At 60.2% G+C, this 19,392-nt stretch carries 14 protein-coding genes and 2 tRNA genes; 5 read left to right on the top strand and 11 right to left on the bottom strand.

Translation table 11 applies throughout. The annotated features are described in order from the left end of the window. The first annotated feature begins 234 nt into the window (after nucleotides 1–234). On the top strand, nucleotides 235–2,136 hold the full coding sequence (locus KHO07_RS22655) for a potassium transporter Kup (protein WP_212625600.1): 1,902 nt from the start codon (nucleotides 235–237) through the stop codon (nucleotides 2,134–2,136). Nucleotides 2,137–2,461: 325 nt separating this feature from the next. On the opposite strand, the gene KHO07_RS22650 is transcribed toward KHO07_RS22655, so the two are convergent. The 4 genes from KHO07_RS22650 to KHO07_RS22635 all read right to left on the bottom strand — a co-directional run bounded on the left by KHO07_RS22650 (nucleotide 2,462) and on the right by KHO07_RS22635 (nucleotide 7,065). Next, nucleotides 2,462–3,760 (bottom strand): AcvB/VirJ family lysyl-phosphatidylglycerol hydrolase, encoded by a 1,299-nt coding sequence (locus KHO07_RS22650; RefSeq protein WP_150732127.1) that lies wholly within the window; start codon nucleotides 3,758–3,760, stop codon nucleotides 2,462–2,464. Further along, nucleotides 3,760–6,402, bottom strand: coding sequence for a bifunctional lysylphosphatidylglycerol flippase/synthetase MprF (gene mprF, locus KHO07_RS22645; protein ID WP_150732128.1), 2,643 nt, complete (start codon nucleotides 6,400–6,402; stop codon nucleotides 3,760–3,762). The genes KHO07_RS22650 and mprF overlap by 1 nt, the downstream gene beginning before the upstream one ends. Nucleotides 6,403–6,680: 278 nt before the next feature. Next, nucleotides 6,681–6,757, bottom strand: a tRNA-Met gene (locus tag KHO07_RS22640). Between the two features lie 231 nt (nucleotides 6,758–6,988). Further along, nucleotides 6,989–7,065 (bottom strand) — tRNA-Met (locus tag KHO07_RS22635). Nucleotides 7,066–7,365: 300 nt separating this feature from the next. On the opposite strand from KHO07_RS22635, the gene dinB reads away from it, so the two are divergent. Then, nucleotides 7,366–8,427 (top strand): DNA polymerase IV, encoded by a 1,062-nt coding sequence (dinB, locus tag KHO07_RS22630; RefSeq protein ID WP_150732129.1) that lies wholly within the window; start codon nucleotides 7,366–7,368, stop codon nucleotides 8,425–8,427. 114 nt (nucleotides 8,428–8,541) lie between these two features. Here dinB and KHO07_RS22625 read toward each other — a convergent pair whose 3' ends face one another. The 4 genes from KHO07_RS22625 to KHO07_RS22610 all read right to left on the bottom strand — a co-directional run bounded on the left by KHO07_RS22625 (nucleotide 8,542) and on the right by KHO07_RS22610 (nucleotide 13,329). Then, nucleotides 8,542–9,495, bottom strand: coding sequence for a hypothetical protein (locus tag KHO07_RS22625; protein ID WP_150732130.1), 954 nt, complete (start codon nucleotides 9,493–9,495; stop codon nucleotides 8,542–8,544). Nucleotides 9,496–9,512: 17 nt separating this feature from the next. Next, nucleotides 9,513–11,228, bottom strand: a complete 1,716-nt coding sequence (locus tag KHO07_RS22620; RefSeq protein WP_150732131.1) for a proline--tRNA ligase — start codon at nucleotides 11,226–11,228, stop codon at nucleotides 9,513–9,515. A gap of 143 nt (nucleotides 11,229–11,371) precedes the next feature. Next, nucleotides 11,372–12,931: an AmpG family muropeptide MFS transporter gene (locus KHO07_RS22615; RefSeq protein WP_150732132.1), complete on the bottom strand. Its 1,560-nt coding sequence runs from the start codon at nucleotides 12,929–12,931 to the stop codon at nucleotides 11,372–11,374. 44 nt (nucleotides 12,932–12,975) lie between these two features. After that, nucleotides 12,976–13,329, bottom strand: a complete 354-nt coding sequence (locus KHO07_RS22610; protein ID WP_150732133.1) for an MGMT family protein — start codon at nucleotides 13,327–13,329, stop codon at nucleotides 12,976–12,978. Between the two features lie 163 nt (nucleotides 13,330–13,492). Between KHO07_RS22610 and KHO07_RS22605 the strand changes: the two genes are divergently transcribed. Then, entirely contained in the window at nucleotides 13,493–14,500 is a 1,008-nt protein-coding gene (locus KHO07_RS22605; protein WP_212625599.1) for a DUF481 domain-containing protein, read from the top strand. 152 nt (nucleotides 14,501–14,652) lie between these two features. On the opposite strand, the gene KHO07_RS22600 is transcribed toward KHO07_RS22605, so the two are convergent. Next, on the bottom strand, nucleotides 14,653–14,862 hold the full coding sequence (locus KHO07_RS22600; RefSeq protein ID WP_002554837.1) for a cold-shock protein: 210 nt from the start codon (nucleotides 14,860–14,862) through the stop codon (nucleotides 14,653–14,655). Nucleotides 14,863–15,216: 354 nt separating this feature from the next. Between KHO07_RS22600 and dcd the strand changes: the two genes are divergently transcribed. Further along, a complete protein-coding gene (gene dcd, locus KHO07_RS22595) occupies nucleotides 15,217–15,783 on the top strand; it encodes a dCTP deaminase (RefSeq protein ID WP_007940589.1) in 567 nt (188 codons plus the stop codon). A 107-nt stretch (nucleotides 15,784–15,890) separates the two neighbouring features. Next, the gene (locus KHO07_RS22590) at nucleotides 15,891–16,100 is read left to right on the top strand and encodes a hypothetical protein (RefSeq protein ID WP_150732135.1); all 210 of its coding nucleotides are present in this window, start codon (nucleotides 15,891–15,893) and stop codon (nucleotides 16,098–16,100) included. Between the two features lie 103 nt (nucleotides 16,101–16,203). Here KHO07_RS22590 and pdeM read toward each other — a convergent pair whose 3' ends face one another. Together pdeM and KHO07_RS22580 are read right to left on the bottom strand one after the other, a co-directional pair. Then, nucleotides 16,204–16,863 carry a ligase-associated DNA damage response endonuclease PdeM gene (pdeM, locus tag KHO07_RS22585; protein ID WP_212625598.1) on the bottom strand — a complete coding sequence of 220 codons (660 nt, stop codon included), beginning with the start codon at nucleotides 16,861–16,863 and terminating at the stop codon, nucleotides 16,204–16,206. After that, nucleotides 16,860–19,349: a ligase-associated DNA damage response DEXH box helicase gene (locus tag KHO07_RS22580; protein WP_212625597.1), complete on the bottom strand. Its 2,490-nt coding sequence runs from the start codon at nucleotides 19,347–19,349 to the stop codon at nucleotides 16,860–16,862. Before KHO07_RS22580 ends, pdeM begins: the two co-directional genes overlap by 4 nt. Nucleotides 19,350–19,392: the final 43 nt, after the last annotated feature.

Genomic DNA, 19,392 nt, shown 5'->3' with positions numbered 1-19,392 from the left:
GACGCTTTATCGCGCCTCTGATCAAAAAGTGCGCAATTCTAGCGATGGTGGACGCACTTGACCAGCTTTATGCAGGGAAATACGACGAGTGCTGCGCTATGCTTCGCGCCGTTGGGCTTTACCGATTTTTTACTGTCAACAAAACGTCTGTAACGTGAAGTAAAACAGCGCATGCTCACGACAAAGCATAGTGCTTCTTCGAAGAAGCCCGGGTCTGGGTAGTAGGAGTGATGGATGGGTCAGGCAAGTAGTCAGGCTGCGGGGGCCGAGCATTCGGCAGCGAAGCCGATCGGCATGCTGGTCGCGGCGGTCGGAGTGGTTTACGGCGATATCGGCACTAGCCCGCTGTACACCCTCAAGGAAGTGTTTTCCGGCGGCTATGGTGTGCCGGTCAATCATGACGGCGTATTGGGGATCCTGGCGCTTATCTTCTGGTCGCTGATCTGGGTCGTGTCGATCAAGTACATGATGTTTGTCCTGCGCGCCGACAACCAGGGCGAGGGCGGGATCATGGCGCTCACTGCGCTGGCGCGGCGGGCGGCGGCAGGGCACGCGAAATTGCGCTCGTTACTGGTGGTTTGCGGGTTGATCGGTGCGGCGCTGTTCTATGGCGACAGCATGATCACACCGGCGATTTCCGTGCTCTCGGCGATTGAAGGCCTGGGGCTGGCATTCGAGGGAATCGACCACTGGGTCGTGCCGCTGTCGCTGGTGGTGTTGGTGGCGCTGTTCCTGATTCAAAGTCACGGCACCGCGCGCATCGGCATCCTGTTCGGGCCGATCATGGTCACCTGGTTTGTGGTGCTCGGGGCGCTGGGTGTCTACGGCATCCTGCAGCACCCTGAAGTGTTGCAAGCGATGAACCCGGCGTGGGGCGTGCGCTTCTTCATCGTGCACCCAGGCATGGGCGTGGCGATCCTTGGCGCGGTGGTGCTGGCGTTGACTGGCGCCGAAGCGCTGTACGCCGACATGGGCCACTTCGGCCGCAAGCCGATTGCCCGTGCGTGGTTCATCCTCGTGCTGCCGGCGCTGATGCTGAACTACTTTGGTCAAGGTGCGCTGCTGCTCGGCGATCCAGAAGCCGCGCGCAACCCGTTCTATCTGCTGGCGCCGAGCTGGGCGTTGATTCCGCTGGTCGGCCTGGCGACGCTGGCCACGGTCATTGCCTCGCAAGCGGTGATCTCCGGTGCGTTCTCGCTGACACGTCAGGCGATCCAGCTCGGATACATTCCGCGCATGCACATTCGACACACGTCCAGCGCTGAGCAGGGCCAGATCTACATCGGTGCAGTGAACTGGGCGCTGATGGTTGGCGTGATTTTGCTGGTGCTGGGTTTCGAATCCTCGGGTGCGCTGGCGTCGGCCTACGGTGTGGCCGTGACCGGGACCATGTTGATGACCACTATTCTGGTGTCGGCGGTGATATTGCTCTTGTGGAAATGGCCTCCGCTCCTCGCCGTGCCGCTGTTGATCGGTTTCCTCCTGGTAGACGGTCTGTACTTCGCTGCCAACGTGCCGAAAATCATTCAGGGTGGTGCTTTTCCAGTCATCGCCGGGCTCGCGCTGTTCGTGCTGATGACCACCTGGAAGCGCGGCAAGCAGCTGCTGGTCGAACGTATCGACGAGGGTGGCCTGCCGCTGGAAATTTTCATCAGCAGTATCGCTGTGCAACCGCCGCATCGCGTGCAGGGCACGGCCGTGTTCCTCACCGCGCGACCGGACGCCGTTCCTCACGCGTTATTGCACAACCTGCTGCATAACCAGGTACTGCACGAGCAAGTGGTGCTGCTGACCGTGGTGTACGAAGACATCCCGCGGGTGCCACCGAACCGACGCTTCGAGGTCGAGTCCTACGGCGAAGGTTTCTTCCGGGTGATCCTGCATTTCGGTTTCACCGATGAACCGGACGTACCGCAGGCGCTGAAGCTGTGCCATCTCGATGAACTGGACTTCAGCCCGATGCGCACCACGTACTTCCTCAGCCGTGAAACGGTCATTGCCTCCAAGCTCGAAGGCATGTCCCGCTGGCGCGAGGCGCTGTTCGCCTTCATGTTGCAGAACGCCAACGGCAACCTGCGCTTCTTCAATCTGCCACTGAACCGGGTGATTGAGTTGGGGACGCAGGTGGAGATGTAGGCCCTTCGCGCAATCCCGGGTCCTGCGGATAATACAAATATCTGTAGGAGCCGGCTTGCTGGCGATGGCGCCTGACGACCGACCATATTCTTCCCACCGAGGCGGCCTGCGGGCCGACTGCCTTTTTGGTGTACGCGTTCCCCCTGTAGGAGCCCGGCTTGCCGGCGATGGTGGTGTGTCGGGCGCGGCGATGTCGACTGGAAGGCCGCCATCGCCAGCAAGCCGGCTCCTACCGATAGAGCATGGCTTTGCGAAGTTTCGTGAAGACCAAAAAAACGCCCCGGCTCTCGCGAGTCGGGGCGTTTTTCGTGGGTGAAACTACAGATCACTCCTGAGCTTCAGTTTCCTTGGCTTGCCGCTTCTCGATCACATCCACCAACCGTTGAGCCAGGGCCGGGTAGTTTTCGTCGAAGTGGTGGCCGCCGGGCAGCTTGATGACTTCGCCTACGGCGGTCTTGTCGGTGCAGCCGCTTTCATCGACTTCTTCTTCACCGTAGATGCACACCACTTTGGCGGCGGGCAGCTTGGCCATTTCCGGGCCGGTGGCGGCTTCTTTGCCAGCGTTGCCGAGCCAGCCTTCGACTTCGATTTCGAAGCTGCCGGTACGGGCGAAGGCCAGCAGGATGATAGCGTCGACGCGCTGTTGTTCTGCTGGCTCCAGACGGTTGTAGATCGCCGGCAGGACATCGGCGCCGAACGAGTAGCCGGTGAGGATGAAGCGCTTGGTGCCCCACTTCTGCCGGTAGTGCTGCATCAGCTCTGCCAGGTCCAGGGCGCTTTGCTCGGGGCTCTTGTGCTGCCAGTAGTAGCGCAGGGTGTCGATGCCAACCACCGGGTAGCCGATCTTCGCCATTTCGCCTGCGACGTCGCGGTCCAGGTCGCGCCAGCCGCCGTCACCGGAGAGGAACAGGGTGACCGTGTCCTTGGCCTGGCCGGCCGGTACTTCAACCACCGGAATCTGCAGGCCGCCGGCGGCTTTGTCGCCGCCGACAAGGAGCTTGCGCAGTTCGTTGTTCAGCACTTGTGGCAGGTTGATGTCGTAGTCGCTGATGCTGGTTTCGGCGTTGGGTTGATCGCGCACGAACCCGGCGCTGGTGTCGTCCGGGTTGTCGTTCCAGGCCACCAGCCAGTGACCGTGGGCGGCGCTTTTCGGCAGCAAGTGCGTGCAGCCACCGGGTTTTTCCAAGGCCAGGTCCACCGACACGGCCTGGGCCTTGTCGTTCTTCTGTTCCGACAACCAGCGCCAGGCCAGCACGGCGCCCGGACCGATGCCGCTGACCAGCGTGGCCGGGCCTTTCAGCTCGCGCAGGCCGGCTTGCAAGGCGCGGCTTTGCAGCAGGCAGTCCTTGGGCAGAATTACCTGGACGATTTGCGCCGAGGCGCTGCGGCTCAGAGTGGTCAGTTGTTTGTCATTGAGCTTCTGGTCGTCAGTGACCGCCACCAGTACTTGGGCCTTCGGCGTGGTGCCGGGGATGACGCGGGTCATGGCCGCGCCATCGGCCGGTGTGAGCTGTTCGAGGGTCGGTTCCGGTGCCGGGCGTTTGAGGTACCAGAAACCGCCACCGAGAATCACGGCCAGCACAATAAGTGCTGCCAGAATGTACTTCAGGGAGCGTTGAATCATCAGCGTTTCACCAATCCAGTCAAGCCGCCCGCGATCAGGGCGGCAGTATCGGCCAGGGCAACCAGCGGATCGAGTCCGGCGGGCACGGCCATATAACGGGGTTCCCAGTCAGGCTGGAACTTGTCTTTGAAGCGGCGCAAGCCTTGGAAGTTGTAGAGCTGCTCACCACGGCGGAAAACCATCGAGCCCAGGCGCTGGGTCAGCGGTGCCCCGCGACGGGGTTGCAACCCCGACAACGGCACCATGCCCAGGCTGAAGCGCGCGTATCCGTGACTCTTATAATGTTGAATCAGGCCGACCATCATGAACTCCATGGTCAGCTTCGGAGCTTCCGGGTGTGCACGCATCAGGTCGAGGCTGGCCAGGTCATGGCTGTAGGTCTCGAGCAGGTTGGCGAATGCCACCGGGCGTCCTTCGAAACGGATCACCGCAATGCGGAAATGCTTGAGGTAATCATCACTGAACCGGCCTAGGGAGAAGCCTTTCTCGCGCACGTTCTTGCCGGTCAGCCAGGCATCAGAAATCACCTTGAGCTCGTCCATCGGCGCCTGGCCCGGCTCATGGATTTCCAGCGACAGGCCATCGCGGGTGCCACGGTTCCAGGTGTAGCGCAGGTCCTTCATCTCCTTGCCCTTGGCTTCGAGATCAAAGCGCTTGAGATCGACCCGGGCTTCTTCACCGAGCTTGATCGCGGTCAGGCCGATGTCCATGTAGTACGGCAGGTTCTCCGCGCGCACTTGATAGAACACAGGGCGGGCGTGGTGGATGTCGCACAGGTCACGGAACTGCCAGATCATTTCCGCTCGTTGCTGGGCTGGGCCGATCGGGTCATACAGCGCCACGAGGCTGCGGCCACGACGGGCATACATCAGGAACGCCTCGTCGTTGGGGTGAAACAGCAGCGCCTTGTCACCGGTCAGGGCCAGGCCGCCGTCCGGTTGCGCGGATGCCATGAGAATCTTGCTGGCGCGCTCCAGTTCATCGGGCGTCGGCAGGTGAATCACCGGCCGGGCAGTGCGCAGCAGCCAGGTCAGGGAGACCACCACCAGCAGCACCGCGGCGCCGAGCAGTGAGCGCAAGCCACGGGGTGCATCGGCGTCGAGGGTGAACTGCCACCAGAGTTGGTGGCTGTAGGGAACGTCCTGATAGGCGAACAACAGCAGCCACATCGAAGCCCCGAGTACGCACAGGCTGGCCACCAGGTATAGCGGTGAGAACGGCAATTCGGTCAGCCGGCTCGGACGATAGAACGAGCGGCGGAAAACCCCCAGCAGGCTTGCAGTCAGCACCATCAGGCTGGCTTCTTCCCAGTCGAAACCCTTGAGCAGCGAGAGCAGGGCACCGACCAGCAACAGAACGGTGGTCAGCATCCATGCCGCCGACAGTCGCCGACGCAGGCCCTGAGCAAGCAGCAGGCACAATACGCCGATCAGGCTGGCGCCAAAGTGCGAGGCGTCCACCAGACGATGGGGAATCAGGAAACCGATATGTTCCAGGCGGGTGTCGATTTCCGGTGTTGCCCCGGAAAACAACAGCACCACGCCGGACAGGAACACCAGCACAGCAAGGATCGGGGCTGCCAGGCCAGATGCGGCGCGCAGCGTCTGACGGGTCTGAAACAGCCGCTGGCCTTCGTTGACCAGCAGCAACAGGCACGCCACCAACATCGGCAGCACCACGTAGATCAGGCGGTAGAGCAGCAGGGCAGCGGCCAGTGGCGCGGCGCCGAGCTTGTCGGAAAAGGCCGCCAGCAAGATCGCTTCGAACACGCCGACGCCACCCGGTACATGACTGAGTACGCCCGCAGCCAGAGCCAGCAGGTACACCAGCAGGAACGCGCCGAAGGGCGGGGCTTGCGGCAGCAGGAGATAAAGCACGGTCGCGGCGGCGGCTACGTCCAGGGCGGTGATGATCAATTGCAGGAAGGTCAGGCGGCGCCCTGGCAGGCGCAGGGTGCGACGACCGATCTTGACCAGCAGGTTGTCGGCGTAAGGTTGTTCCGGCAAGCGGCGACGGTATAGGCCGATGGCGAGCACGCTGAACAACAGCAGCACGGCGGCAGCGATGGCGCCGAGCAAGGTTTCGGAGAGCCCCAGCGCCGCAGAGGCCGCGGGCAGGCTGCTGAGCGTCGCCAGTGCTGCCAGCGGCGGCAGTGCGCAACCGAGCGACAGGCTGGCGAACAGCGTCATGTGCGCGACTTCAGTGGCCCCGAGGCCGTGACGCGCATATAAACGGTAGCGAACCGAACCGCCCGAGAGCATCGAAAGGCCGATGGCATTGCCGATGGCGAAAGCGGTGAAGCCGCCCAGAGCCAGGGTGCGCGGTGCCAGGCTCACGCCGGCGTAGCGACTGGCTGACCATTCGTAGCCGAGCAATATGATGAAGCCTGCCACGGTGGCGCCCAGTGCACCGAGCAATGCCGGTTTTGGTACGTCGAGAATCGAGTCGTGCAGAGCGTCCAGATCAAGTTCGCTCAGCAGGTGACGGCAGGCAATCAGCGCGATCGCGAACAACAGCAGCGTGACCGCAAGGCCGATGGGCTGACGGTATTTACTGACGCGATCAAGCAAGCGCAGCCGCTCGGCCTTGATCGGTTGTGTTGCTGTGACGGTGTCTTGTGGATCAGACGAGTTGGCGCGCATCAATCACCTCTTGGATTGTGCGCGACAGGATGGAGGTATCCAGCCAAGTTACCAATCCCTGTAGAAAAAAATAATTACAAATTTTAATGCTTCGCCCTGGATGATGGGGAGCGCGCGTCATCAGCGTAGAGGGTTCAGTCTGCGATGGAGCATAGTCTGGACTCGGCGCATGGGGGGGGCCCGAACGGCGTGCTACACAGTGACAGATCATTGTTGCGAAAGGACTTTTTCAACAGATACAAAAAAGGCCACTCTTTCGAGTAGCCTTTTTTGATGTTTGGTTGCGGGAGCCGGATTTGAACCGACGACCTTCGGGTTATGAGCCCGACGAGCTACCAGACTGCTCCATCCCGCGTCTGTGTGGCGGCATTCTATAGAGTATCGGCGAGGTGTCAACCGTTAATCCCCGGAAGGGTCAAATAAACGTAAAAGCGCGGCAAACGGTCGCAGGTGCGGCTTAAGTCACAGAATCGCAACGACTTCTCATTTGGGGTCGATTCAGGATTCAGCATCAGTAAGAGGCTTGACCCGATAAAACAGGCACGCACAAAAAAGGCTACTCTTTCGAGTAGCCTTTTTTGATGTTTGGTTGCGGGAGCCGGATTTGAACCGACGACCTTCGGGTTATGAGCCCGACGAGCTACCAGACTGCTCCATCCCGCGTCTGTGTGGCGCATTCTATAGAGAATCGCCGGGGTGTCAACCCGAAGGTTCGACAAAATCCTTTTTGCTTCAATTGCTTAGCTGTCAGACGAGTTCTTTGAAAGGCCTGAGACGCAGGCGGAGCAAGGCTTACAGCTCTATTGGCGTGAGCTTTTCGATTGAGAAAATAAATTCATCGAGAGTTTTCCTACAGCTACAAAAGAACATTCAGCACTACTGGTGCTATATACAGGTGTCGGTGAGATACTGGGTGTCCTACACCTGGTAACGCTAATTCTTCATCATGAACACCGCGTTTATATGACCCAGCGAAAAATCATCCACGTCGATTGTGACTGTTTCTACGCCGCCATCGAGATGCGTGATGACCCGCGTCTGGCCGGCAAGCCCCTGGCGGTAGGGGGCTCAGCGGATCGGCGTGGGGTAATTGCCACCTGCAATTATGAGGCGCGGGCGTATGGGGTGCGTTCGGCCATGTCTTCGGGGCATGCATTGAAGCTGTGTCCGGACCTGACCATCGTCAAGCCGCGTATGGATGCCTATAGAGAAGCATCAAAGGAAATTCATACGATTTTTCGCGATTACACCGACATCATCGAGCCGCTGTCGCTGGATGAGGCTTACCTCGACGTGTCGGACAGCGCTCATTTCGGAGGAAGCGCCACGCGGATCGCTCAGGACATCCGCCGTCGTGTTTCCAATCAGCTGCACATCACGGTGTCGGCCGGTGTGGCACCTAACAAGTTTCTCGCCAAGATCGCCAGTGACTGGAAGAAGCCCAACGGTTTGTTTGTCATCACACCGGATCTGGTCGAAGAGTTTGTCAGCGGCTTGCCGGTCAGCAAGCTGCATGGGGTCGGCAAAGTCACTGCCGAGCGTTTGGGCAAGCTCGGCATCGTCGATTGCTCGCACTTGCGCGAGTGGGACAAGTTGGCGCTGGTGCGTGAGTTTGGCAGCTTTGGTGAGCGACTCTGGAGCCTGGCGCGTGGGATCGATGATCGCCAGGTGCATAACGACAGCCGTCGGCAGTCCATCAGTGTCGAAAACACCTACGACGTTGACCTGCCGGATCTGCGCAGTTGCCTCGACAAGCTGCCGGAACTGCTGGATACCCTCAAAACCCGTATGGAACGAATCGACAGCAGCTATCGGCCGGGCAAGCCGTTCGTCAAAGTGAAGTTCCATGACTTCACCCAGACCACGCTGGAGCAGGCCGGCGCAGGGCGGGATCTGGGCAGTTATCAGTTGTTGCTGACCCAGGCGTTCAATCGCGGCGGTAAACCGGTGCGGTTGCTGGGGGTGGGGGTGCGGCTGGAGGATTTGCGGGGCGGGTTTGAGCAGATGGAGTTGTTTGAGCGGTAGGGGCAGGGTTTTGATGCAGTAGTGAATGTCGGGCAGCCATCGCGGGCAAGCCCGCTTCCACAGGTACCGCATCGTCCTTGTGGGGGAGGGCTTGTCCGCGATGCTTTTCAGGTGTTAATTCGGTCCCGGATCCGCCACCAACCGCCCGGCATCCTTGGTCAGAGACTTCAAAAATTCAGTCTGCAACTCAGGATCATTCCGAGTCAGCTCAATCAGGCTTTGCTCCAGCTCGCTGGCTTCTTCTTCCAGGCCCAGTTCCGACAGACGCTTGACCCGGTGCACCCACTGGCTCACTTCGTCGTCTTCGAGGTCGTCGTAAATCAACCCGTGGGCTTCGAGTAGCTTGCCGCGCAAGGTATGGCTGAGGGCGAGGGACGAGTCGGTGTGCACGTCGTCCTTGGCGTCCTCGACGTTGATCTGCAGCTTGCTCAGATGATTGAGGTCGTGTTCGGCGAACGGGCTGTCCAACAGGTTCAGGCGCAATACGCCGTTTTTGTCGGTGCTCAGCTCGAAGGTTTCCTTGCCGGCCTTGACCTGCACCGGACGCTCGCTCCATGGCAGGCTCGAGTATTCCGTGCGCTTGTCGAGCTGGACTTCATCGATGCCGGCCAGGTTCTGCTGCGCGCGACCGTTCGATTGCACGTTCATGAACGGGTTGAGCCCGGCAAAGCCGTAGCTGAACCAGTCCTTGGTCACGCTATCCGGAAGGTTGCCGAGGGCGAAGACATTGACCACGTTCGCACCAACGCCGCCGACCACCGCCACCGCGCCCAGCGGGATCTCGTAGACCTCCCGCCAGGGTTGGTACGGCGTGTAGCGATCGTAATGGCGCGTGACTTCGAACTCGGTGACTTCGAAGGTCTTTTGCTCGTGGATTTTCACCCGGCGTTGCGGCAGCTCAAGCACCTTGGGCTCACCAACATCAATCTGCAGGCTGTGATCGAGCAATTTGCGCTCGACACGTTCCTCGTGCTCGCTGCGTTGTGACATGTGATTGGCACAGCCGCTGACCAGCAGGGTGCCGCACAGGGCGGCACCACCGAGGCCTAAGGTGTTTCGCTTGAACATGACGTCTCTATCTGGTTTCAGCGGCGGATACGGGCCTGGAGGAAAGGCAGTACGTCGGCGACTGGCAGCGCTTGCGGCTCGGCCTCGGTACGGCTCTTGTATTCCAGGTTGCCTTCGGCAAGACCACGGTCGCTGACCACGATCCGGTGAGGAATGCCGATCAGCTCCATGTCCGCGAACTTGATGCCCGGGCTGGTTTTCTTGTCGCGGTCGTCCAGCAGCACTTCGAAGCCGGCGGCAGTCAGTTCTGCATACAGCTTGTCGGTGGCTTCGCGAACCAGGTCGGTTTCATAGCGCAACGGCACCAGGGCGATCTGGAAAGGCGCGAGGGCGTCGCTCCAGATGATGCCTTTGTCGTCGTTGTTCTGTTCGATGGCCGCCGCAACCACGCGGGATACGCCAATGCCGTAGCAGCCCATTTCCAGGGTCACCGGCTTGCCGTTCTCGCCCAGCACTTCGCACTTCATCGCCTTGCTGTATTTGTTGCCCAGCTGGAAGATGTGCCCGACTTCGATGCCGCGCTTGATTTCCAGGGTGCCCTTGCCGTCCGGGCTTGGGTCGCCGCTGACCACGTTACGCAGGTCGGCAACGGTCGGAACCGGCAGGTCGCGTTCCCAGTTCACGCCGAAGTAGTGCTTGTCGTCGATGTTGGCACCGATGCCGAAGTCGCTCATCAGTTCGACCGAGCGGTCGATGATGATTGGCAGTGGCAGGTTCAGCGGGCCGAGGGAACCAGCGCCGGCGCCAATGGCGTCACGCAGTTCGGCATCGCTGGCCATGACCAGCGGGCTGGCTACGCCTGGCTGGTTCGCAGCCTTGATTTCGTTGAGTTCGTGATCGCCACGGATGATCAGGGCAATCAGCTTGCCTTCTTCCTCGGCATGCACGATCAGGGTCTTGATGGTCTTCTCAATCGGCAGATTGAATTTTTCCACCAGTGCGGCAATGGTCTTGGTATCTGGAGTGTCGACCAGGCGCAGTTCTTCGGTCGCTGCAGCACGCGAGGTCTCGCGAGGCACGGCTTCGGCTTTCTCGATGTTCGCCGCGTAGTCGGAACCGTTGCTGAAAACGATGTCGTCTTCGCCGGACTCGGCCAGTACGTGGAACTCGTGGGAACCGGCGCCACCGATGGAGCCGTTGTCGGCTTCTACAGGGCGGAACTTCAGGCCCAGGCGGGTAAACACGTTGCAGTAAGCCTGGTGCATGCGGTCGTAGGTGACCTGCAGCGAAGGCTGGTCAGCGTGGAACGAATAGGCGTCCTTCATGATGAATTCGCGGCCGCGCATCAAGCCGAAGCGTGGGCGGATTTCGTCACGGAATTTGGTCTGGATCTGGTACAGGTTGATCGGCAGCTGTTTGTAGCTGCTCAGCTCGTTGCGCATCAGATCGGTGATGACTTCTTCGTGGGTCGGGCCCGCGCAGAAATCGCGACCGTGGCGATCCTTGAAGCGCAGCAGCTCAGGGCCGTACTCTTCCCAGCGACCGGATTCCTGCCACAGTTCAGCCGGTTGAGTGCTCGGCATCAACACTTCGAGCGAGCCGGCGGCGTTCATTTCTTCACGAACGACAGCTTCGACCTTGCGCATCACTCGCAAGCCCATCGGCAGCCAGGTGTACAGGCCCGAGGCAAGTTTGCGGATCATGCCGGCGCGCAGCATCAGCTGGTGGCTGATCACGACCGCGTCGGAAGGCGTTTCTTTCTGTGTGGCGAGCAAAAATTGACTGGTGCGCATGGTTGGCCGTTATCGATTGCTGATGACGAGAAATGACGGAGCATTGTACGGGCGAGATCCGCTGTCGTACAGGCGTGCGGTCGGCGGTGTAGCAGGAGGGCGGGAATCGTCGCGCCCTCCGCGTTGTTTCCTGCGGATACTTCCTACGATTCTTCCACTACCTGGGTCGGTACAGGCTCCGGCGTCGGCGTCGGGCCTTCGCGACGGCTCTCCTGGAACCAGTGCAAGGCGATCAGCACCAGGGTCGGAACACCCAGCAGGGCGGTGATCAGGAAGAAATTGTGGTAACCGAATTTCTCCACCATGACCCCGGAGTAGCCGCCGATCAGGCGTGGCAGCAACAGCATGATCGAGCTGAGCAGGGCGTATTGGGTGGCGGAGAACTTGAGGTTGGTCAGGCTCGACAGGTAGGCCACGAACGCCGAGGTCGCAAGGCCCGAGCTGAAGTTGTCCAGCGAGATGGTCACCACCAGCATGTTCAGGTCGGGGCCCATGTCGGCGAGCATCAGGAACAGGATGTTGGTCCCGGCGGAAGCCACTCCGCCGATGAACAGGATCGGCAGGATGCCGAATCGAACGATCAGCAAGCCGCCCATGCCGGCGCCCACCAAGGTCATGATCAGGCCGAAGATTTTGCTGACGCTGGCGATCTGGTCCTTGGTGAAGCCCTGGTCGATGTAAAACACGTTGGCCATCACACCCATGACCGTATCGGACATCCGGTAGGTGGCGATCAGGCCGAGCAGCAACAGCGCTTGCCAGCGGTACCGCAGAATGAAGTCGTTGACCGGGGTCAGCACCGGCGCCAGGCCGCGCCGACCCATGGCTGACAGGCACAGGGCAGTGAGCGTGGTGTAGAGGATCGCCCGCAGGAAGGCGCGGTCCTGCAGCAGCAGGTCGAGAAGGCTCACGCCTTCGAACAGCACGCTGGCGAAATCGGTGTTGTAGAGCTGGGTGAACATGGCCGGCACGGAAACCAGCAACACGATCAGCACGAACACCGAAGCCAATTGATGCACGAAGCTGTAGCGCCCGGCCTGCAGTTGCGTACGCAGTGGTACCGGCGGTTCGCGCATGAAGAGGGTCGTCAGCAACGCCGGGACCATCAGGGCGCCGAAGAGCAGGTAGGTGCCGGCCCAGGCCGAGTGTTTGTAATTGAACCCGGTGGAGCCGAAGCCTTCAGCGAAGAACAACGCGCCGGCCGTGGCCAGCAGCGCCGCGATTCGATAACCGGACATATAGCTGGCGGCCAGGGCGGCTTGTCGATTGTCTTCGGCGATTTCCAGGCGATAGGCGTCAACCGCGATATCTTGCGTCGCCGAGGCGAACGCGACGACCACTGCGATGGCGATCAACCAGGACAGATGTTTTTGCGGGTCGCAGAAGCCCATGCCGATCAGGCCGAGAATCACCAGGGCTTGGGAAAGCACCAACCAGGAGCGTCGTCGACCCAGCTTGCCGAGCAGCGGCAGGCGCCATTGGTCGAGTAGCGGGGACCAGACCCATTTGAAGGCATAGGCCAGTCCAATCAGGCTGGCGTAACCGATGGTCTCGCGCGCCACGCCGGCTTCACGCAGCCAGACTGAAAGCGTCGAGAACACCAGCATGTAGGGCAGGCCGGCGGCGAAACCCAGCAATAACAGTACAAGCGTCGAGGGGCTGGCATAGGCAGCGAGCGCGGCGCGCCAGGTTTTACGGGGCATGGGCTGGAGTCTGCCTCAAGAAATACGGAAACAAAGCGCGCACTCTAACCGCTGTGCTCTACCGGGCGCCACCCATGACGCTGAATATCAACACGATTATTCAGGATACTGATGCCCTCCATACGCAATCGCGCGCGTTGTTCGTCCCCCGATGGACTGCCAGCGGGGAGGCTGATGCGTCCGCCGGCGCCGAGTACCCGGTGCCAGGGTAACTTGCTGTCGCCGGGTAGCTGGCTCAGGGTCCGTCCCACCCAGCGCGCCGCCCGCCCCAGACCGGCCAGCTCCGCCAACTGACCATAGCTCACCACCTTGCCTTCGGGCACTTGCGCCAAGGTCAGATAGAGTGCCGTGCGTCGGATTTGTGCCGCGCTTTCGGGTTCAGCGTTTGTTTCGATCACGTGCGCAGTTCCTGAAGAAATTCACAGTACCGCCCGTAGAGTAAATCCTCGATCAGCAGATGAGAAATGAACTCAATAGTCATAGTCGGGTCAGTCCTTGCTAGGGCCTTATTCCTGCGGATAATGCCGACTTTTTTTCGCGAACCTGAGCCTTTATTTGCTTATGTTGTCCAGAACCCTGCTGTGCCTCGCTGTCGTCAGTGCCTCCACTCCCTTGCTCGCGGACACCGTCTGGTTGAAGAACGGTGACAAGCTGAGCGGCAAGATCATCCTGTTCGATGGCGGCAAGCTGCTGGTTCAAACCGAGTATGCCGGTGCCGTGCCGATTGAATGGAGCAAGGTGAAAACTCTGGAGAGTGATCAACATCTATTGGTCAAGCAGGATGCCTACACCGGTGAGGTGGCCAAGTCGCTGCACGCGGCGGAGGACGGCAAAGTCACCCTGGCCAATGGTGATGCACCCAAGACCGTGGAGTTGGCGAGTATCCAGCAGATGCTCAAGCCCAAGCCGGTCGTCGAGGATCTGGTATGGAAGGGCAACATCGACGCGGCGCTGGATTACCAGCGCGCCGACAAGGACACCGACGATTACGACATCGATTTCAAGACCACTGCGCGTCATGGTCGCTGGCGGCATACGGCGGAAGGTGAATACAACCGCGAATTCCAGGATGACGTGGTGACCACGGATAACTGGCGTGGCGAGTATTCTCTCGACCGCTTCCTGACAGAAAAATGGTTCTGGCAAGGTCGTCTGGTCTACAAACGCGACAAGGTTGAAGACCTGTCCCGTCAGCGCACGGTCGGTACCGGTCCGGGTTACCAGTTCTGGGATGACGAGCTGGGTGCGTTCTCCCTCGGTTCGCTGGTCAACCGCACGGATTACGAGTTCGCCGACGGCAGCAAAGAGAATTTCTATTCCGTGGCCATGAAGTGGGATTACAACCGCTACCTGATTGGCAAGAAGGTCGAGTTCTTCACCAACGGAGAGGTTGGCAAGCCATTGTCCGGCGTGGCGGAGTACGCGCTGGATTCGGAAATCGGCCTGCGCTACAAGGTGACGGACTGGGCATCGCTCAATCTTAAGGCTGAGCGCAACATCATTGAGGGGACAGAAGATGCCGATCTGGACAAGACCCGTTACACCGCAGGGTTTGGCGTAACCTGGTAAGACGCCAAAAGATCGCAGTCTTCGGCGGCGCCTGCATGGCATTACCTGCAGACGCCACCGAAGGCTGCGATCTTTTTTTGCCTGTGAAAAACACACAGGCACAAAAAAGCCCCGCTTTTGAGGGCGGGGCTTTTTACTAAAGCAAGTACAAGTTAGATAACTTGAACTTCTTCAGCTTGCATGCCTTTCTGACCGCGGGTAGCGATGAAAGAAACCTGTTGGCCTTCTTTCAGGCTTTTGAAGCCGTCGGATTGGATAGCTTTGAAGTGAACGAACAGGTCGTCACCGGATTGTGGAGTGATGAAGCCGAAGCCTTTTTCATCGTTGAACCACTTAACGGTACCGGTTTGGCGATTAGACATGGTGTAACTCCTTGAACAAAGATAACTGCGACTCAGGAAGAACCCTGGCCGAGACTGAGTGCAAAGAGCAGGAAAAATTCTTGTAGATGGTTGGATCGAAATTCAACATATCGTGTAGAGATTCTCAGTGACACAAGCAGCACAGTGGCGCCACCTTAACCCTTTTTCCGGAACGTGCCAATGCTTCTTGCGAAGGTTTCTCTGTTTTAAGGATCGACGGTGTGACGGTTCGTCGCCAGCGCGGGGGAATTCCGGCCTGTTCGGCGAGAATTGCAGCGCGGACTTTGAACCCGGCGGCGCGCCCGGTAAGATGCCGGACAGATTTTTTCCACCTCGCTATTCAGGACACCCGCCATGAGCATCAAATCGGACAAGTGGATTCGCCGCATGGCGCAGGAACACGGCATGATCGAGCCGTTCGTAGAGCGCCAGATGCGTGGCAGCGACGACAGCCGTGTGATCTCCTACGGCGTGTCCAGCTACGGCTACGATGTGCGTTGCACCAATCATTTCAAGGTGTTTACCAACATCAATTCGGCGATCGTCGACCCGAAAAACTTCGATGCCGGCAGCTTTGTCGATATCCACAGCGATGTGTGCATCATCCCGCCAAACTCCTTCGCCCTGGCCAGCACCGTCGAATACTTCCGCATTCCGCGCAATGTTTTGACCATCTGCCTGGGTAAAAGCACTTACGCGCGCTGCGGCATCATCGTCAACGTCACGCCGCTCGAGCCGGAATGGGAAGGGCACGTAACCCTGGAATTCTCCAACACCACCAATTTGCCGGCGAAGATCTACGCCAACGAAGGCGTGGCGCAGATGCTGTTCCTCGAATCAGACGAAGAATGTGAAGTGTCGTACAAGGACCGTGGCGGCAAATATCAGGGCCAGCGTGGCGTGACCCTGCCGCGGACCTGAGTCAGCCGTCCGACAGAACGTGGGAATTCCTGAGCGAGCGTACACTCTATGGAGTGTACTGCTCCGATCCGCGCAAGGCGGATCGGGCCATCGCTCAGGAGTGCTTTATGAAGATCGACCCGCAAATAAGTGCCGAACTGGCAAGGCTTGAGCCCAATCAGGTTGGCGTTTTAGCCTGGTCCTTGCTGGCACATCCGTCCATCAGCACGGCAGGGGGCATTCCCGGCCAGCCTGATCCTGATACGCCCAACGAACAACCTACCGAGCCCGGTGAGCCGACCCTTCCGGATGAGCCGCCGCCCGCACCTGTGGCCTGATTCATTACCGGAATTGCTGTAGGAACGAGCCCGCTCGCGAGGATCCTGAAAATACCGGGAAATATCAGGCGCCAAGCGTCGTCGTTGCCGAGCAGGCTCGCTCCTACAGGTTAACCGGCCATATTTGGTTATCGCCGATGACGAAGATCCTGCTGTCGTCGTCCAGACTGACCTGATACCCGCCGGTAAACGCACCGAAGGCCGGAAGAAGGCTCACGTCCTCACCCATCCTGAAACACGCCAGCCGCAAACTCTGACGACCTTTGCCATGCAGCCGATAAACCGGATGCACATGCCCGGCCAGTACGTGGCACCCGGGGTGCGGGGTCGGTTCGTGCTGCAAGGCAAAAGGCCCGAGTAGCATGGGTTCAGGCACCACGCGAATATTCAGCGCCGCTGGCGGATCGCCGGCCCGTTTATCGTGGTTGCCGCGGATCAGGGTCATGTCTATGCCCGCGTGTCGCGCTCGCCATTGGTTCAATGCCGCCAGCGTGGCCACGGCATGGGAGCCGGGCCCATGGAGAAAGTCACCGAGGAAAATCAACTGCCGACAGGGCAGGGCCGACAACAGGGCATCGAGCACTGCAATATTGTGCGTGGTGGTCCCTTGGGGAACCGGTTGGCCAAGGCTTCGATAGGCGGCGGCCTTGCCGAAATGCACATCGGCGATCAGCAGCGTTTGTTGCGCTGGCCAGTAAATGGCTTTCTCCGGCAGCAACCAGAGTTCTTCGCCTGCCAGCCGAACGGGATAGGGCGTGTTCATCGGGATTTCCCGGTGTCGGCGGTTTTTTCCAGATCGCTGACCATGCGTCGGATGCGGTCAGCGAGTTTTTCCGAACTCATGCTTTCGCGCATGCGTTCCACCAGCAGTGGAAACCCGAGGGGCGTCGGGCGTTTGATCTGATGCAGGTCCAGTTTCATCCGGTTGATTCGCTCCAGCGTCTGTTCCAGACGACCAATATCCAATTCTTCCCGCAGCACTTCTTCTCCGGCCTGAGCCAGCAACAGGTTGCCGGCGTCATATTGTTTGAACACTTCGAAAAACAGACCGCTGGAGGCCTGGACTTGCCGCGTGCTTTTCGGCGCACCGGGGTAGCCGGCGAACACCAGTCCGGCAATCCGGGCGATTTCCCGAAAGCGGCGCAGCGCCAGTTCGCCGGCGTTAAGACTGGCCAACACGTCCTTTAACAGATCAGCGGGACTGAACAGTGCGGCATCGAGTTGCTCCACCCAATCGACGGGCGTGGCGCTGAGCAACTCCAGGCCGTAATCGTTGACCGCAATCGAGAAGGTCAGCGGTTGACGCTGACTGGCTCGCCACGCCAGCAGGCTGGCCAGCCCGAGATGCACTTGGCGTCCGGCGAAGGGAAAGAGAAAAAGGTGCCAGCCTTCGCGAGATTTCAGGGCTTCGGCCAGCAATCGGTCTTCGGTCGGTAAGCCTGACCAGTGTTGCTGCACCTGCAATAACGGGCGCACCGCCTGCATTTCCGGGCCTTGGTAATGACCCTGCGCCGCCGCGCTGAATCGGGCGACCACCGCTTGCGCCAGTTCGTTGGAGAGGGGCATGCGTCCGCCATTCCAGCGCGGTACCGCGGCTTTTTTCACCGTGCTGCGTTTGACGTACGCGGTCATGTTTTCCACCCGCACCAGTTCCAGCAAACGACCGGCAAACAGAAAACCATCGCCGGGCTTGAGGCGTGCAATAAAGCCTTCCTCGACGCTGCCCAATTGTTTTCCGCCGCCGCCCTTGCTCCAGAACTTCAACTGGACGGTCGCGTCGCTGACGATGGTGCCGATGCTCATGCGATGCCTGCGGGCCAGTCGCGCATCCGGTACGCGCCAGACACCGTGTTCATCGGGCTCGACCCGGCGGTAATCCGGATAGGCGGTCAGGGAAAGCCCGCCATGGCGTACGAAAGCCAGCGCCCAGGCCCAGTCGGCCAGGTTCAGGTCGCGATAAGCCCAGGCTCCGCGTACTTCTTCGTACAGCTCATCGGGCACAAAACCGCCCCCCAGTGCGATGCTCACCAAGTGCTGCACCAACACATCCAGTGGCTTGACTGGCGATCGCCGCGGTTCGATACAACGTGCCGCCACGGCATCCTGCGCCGCTGCGGCCTCGATCAATTCCAGGCTGTGCGTTGGCACCAATGTGACCCGCGACGCGCGTCCTGGCGCATGGCCGGAGCGCCCGGCACGTTGCATGAGCCGCGCGACGCCTTTGGCGGAACCGATTTGCAGCACCCGTTCCACTGGCAGGAAGTCCACACCCAGATCGAGGCTGGAGGTGCAGACCACCGCCTTGAGTTGGCCGTCCTTGAGGGCGCGTTCGACCCAGTCTCGGGTGTCGCGTGATAACGAACTGTGGTGCAAAGCGATTAACCCGGCCCAGTCCGGCCGCGCCTCGAGCAAGGCCTGATACCAGATCTCCGATTGGGCTCGGGTGTTGGTGAACACCAGGCTGCTGGCGCTGGATTCGAGCTCGCTCACCACTTGCGGCAGCATCTTCAACCCGATGTGCCCGGCCCAGGGAAAGCGCTCGATCGCCGGCGGTAGCAGCGTGTCAATCCGCAGCTCTTTTCTGCTCTGGTCTTGAACGCTGATCCCGCCGCCCTGTGGGATCAGCACCTGCTCGGCGTGCGACTGATTACCCAGGGTTGCAGAAACGCCCCAGACGATCAGGTCGGGATGCCAGCGGCGCAAACGGGCGAGGGCCAGCTGCAACTGCACGCCGCGTTTGTTGCCGAGCAATTCGTGCCATTCATCGACCACCACCATGCGCACGCTCGAAAGTGCTGTTTGCGCGTCGGCACGGGCAAGCATCAGGGTCAGGCTTTCTGGCGTAGTGATCAGCGTGGTCGGTAGTCGTCGACTCTGGCGCGCCCGTTCGCTGCTGCTGGTATCGCCGGTACGCAGGCCGACGCTCCACGGAATCTGCAAGTCCAGCAGCGGCGCTTCAAGTGCGCGGGCGGTGTCGGCGGCCAAGGCGCGCATGGGGGTTATCCACAACACAGTCAGGGGCTCGGCCACGGGTTTGCGTTTGCGGGATGGTTCAACGGGAGAGGAGGCGCGAGCGAAGCGATTGAGTGCGCCGAACCACACCGCGTAGGTTTTGCCGGCGCCGGTGCTGGCATGCAACAGCCCGGATTGTCCTTGTTTCACCGCCGTCCAGACCTGTTTCTGAAAGGCAAACGGCTTCCAGCCGCGAGCGGTGAACCAGCGTTTGGCGAAGTCAGTGGTGGTTCCCATGCCGGCGGATGCGCTCTGAACGTGTTCTTTCAGTGACCGCGGG

It is taken from the genome of Pseudomonas sp. PP3 (genome assembly GCF_905336995.1).
GTDB classification, from domain to species: Bacteria; Pseudomonadota; Gammaproteobacteria; order Pseudomonadales; family Pseudomonadaceae; genus Aquipseudomonas; species Aquipseudomonas reinekei.
This window is presented reverse-complemented; position numbering and strand designations above follow the sequence as displayed.

Coding starts and splice junctions, on each gene's coding strand:
- KHO07_RS22655 (WP_212625600.1), top strand. CDS start 235: ATGGGTCAGGCAAGTAGTCAGGCTGCGGGGGCCGAGCATTCGGCAGCG.
- KHO07_RS22580 (WP_212625597.1), bottom strand. CDS start 19,349: ATGGGAACCACCACTGACTTCGCCAAACGCTGGTTCACCGCTCGCGGC.
- KHO07_RS22650 (WP_150732127.1), bottom strand. CDS start 3,760: ATGATTCAACGCTCCCTGAAGTACATTCTGGCAGCACTTATTGTGCTG.
- dcd (WP_007940589.1), top strand. CDS start 15,217: ATGAGCATCAAATCGGACAAGTGGATTCGCCGCATGGCGCAGGAACAC.
- dinB (WP_150732129.1), top strand. CDS start 7,366: ATGACCCAGCGAAAAATCATCCACGTCGATTGTGACTGTTTCTACGCC.
- pdeM (WP_212625598.1), bottom strand. CDS start 16,863: ATGAACACGCCCTATCCCGTTCGGCTGGCAGGCGAAGAACTCTGGTTG.
- KHO07_RS22625 (WP_150732130.1), bottom strand. CDS start 9,495: ATGTTCAAGCGAAACACCTTAGGCCTCGGTGGTGCCGCCCTGTGCGGC.
- KHO07_RS22600 (WP_002554837.1), bottom strand. CDS start 14,862: ATGTCTAATCGCCAAACCGGTACCGTTAAGTGGTTCAACGATGAAAAA.
- KHO07_RS22615 (WP_150732132.1), bottom strand. CDS start 12,931: ATGCCCCGTAAAACCTGGCGCGCCGCGCTCGCTGCCTATGCCAGCCCC.
- KHO07_RS22605 (WP_212625599.1), top strand. CDS start 13,493: ATGTTGTCCAGAACCCTGCTGTGCCTCGCTGTCGTCAGTGCCTCCACT.
- mprF (WP_150732128.1), bottom strand. CDS start 6,402: ATGCGCGCCAACTCGTCTGATCCACAAGACACCGTCACAGCAACACAA.
- KHO07_RS22620 (WP_150732131.1), bottom strand. CDS start 11,228: ATGCGCACCAGTCAATTTTTGCTCGCCACACAGAAAGAAACGCCTTCC.
- KHO07_RS22590 (WP_150732135.1), top strand. CDS start 15,891: ATGAAGATCGACCCGCAAATAAGTGCCGAACTGGCAAGGCTTGAGCCC.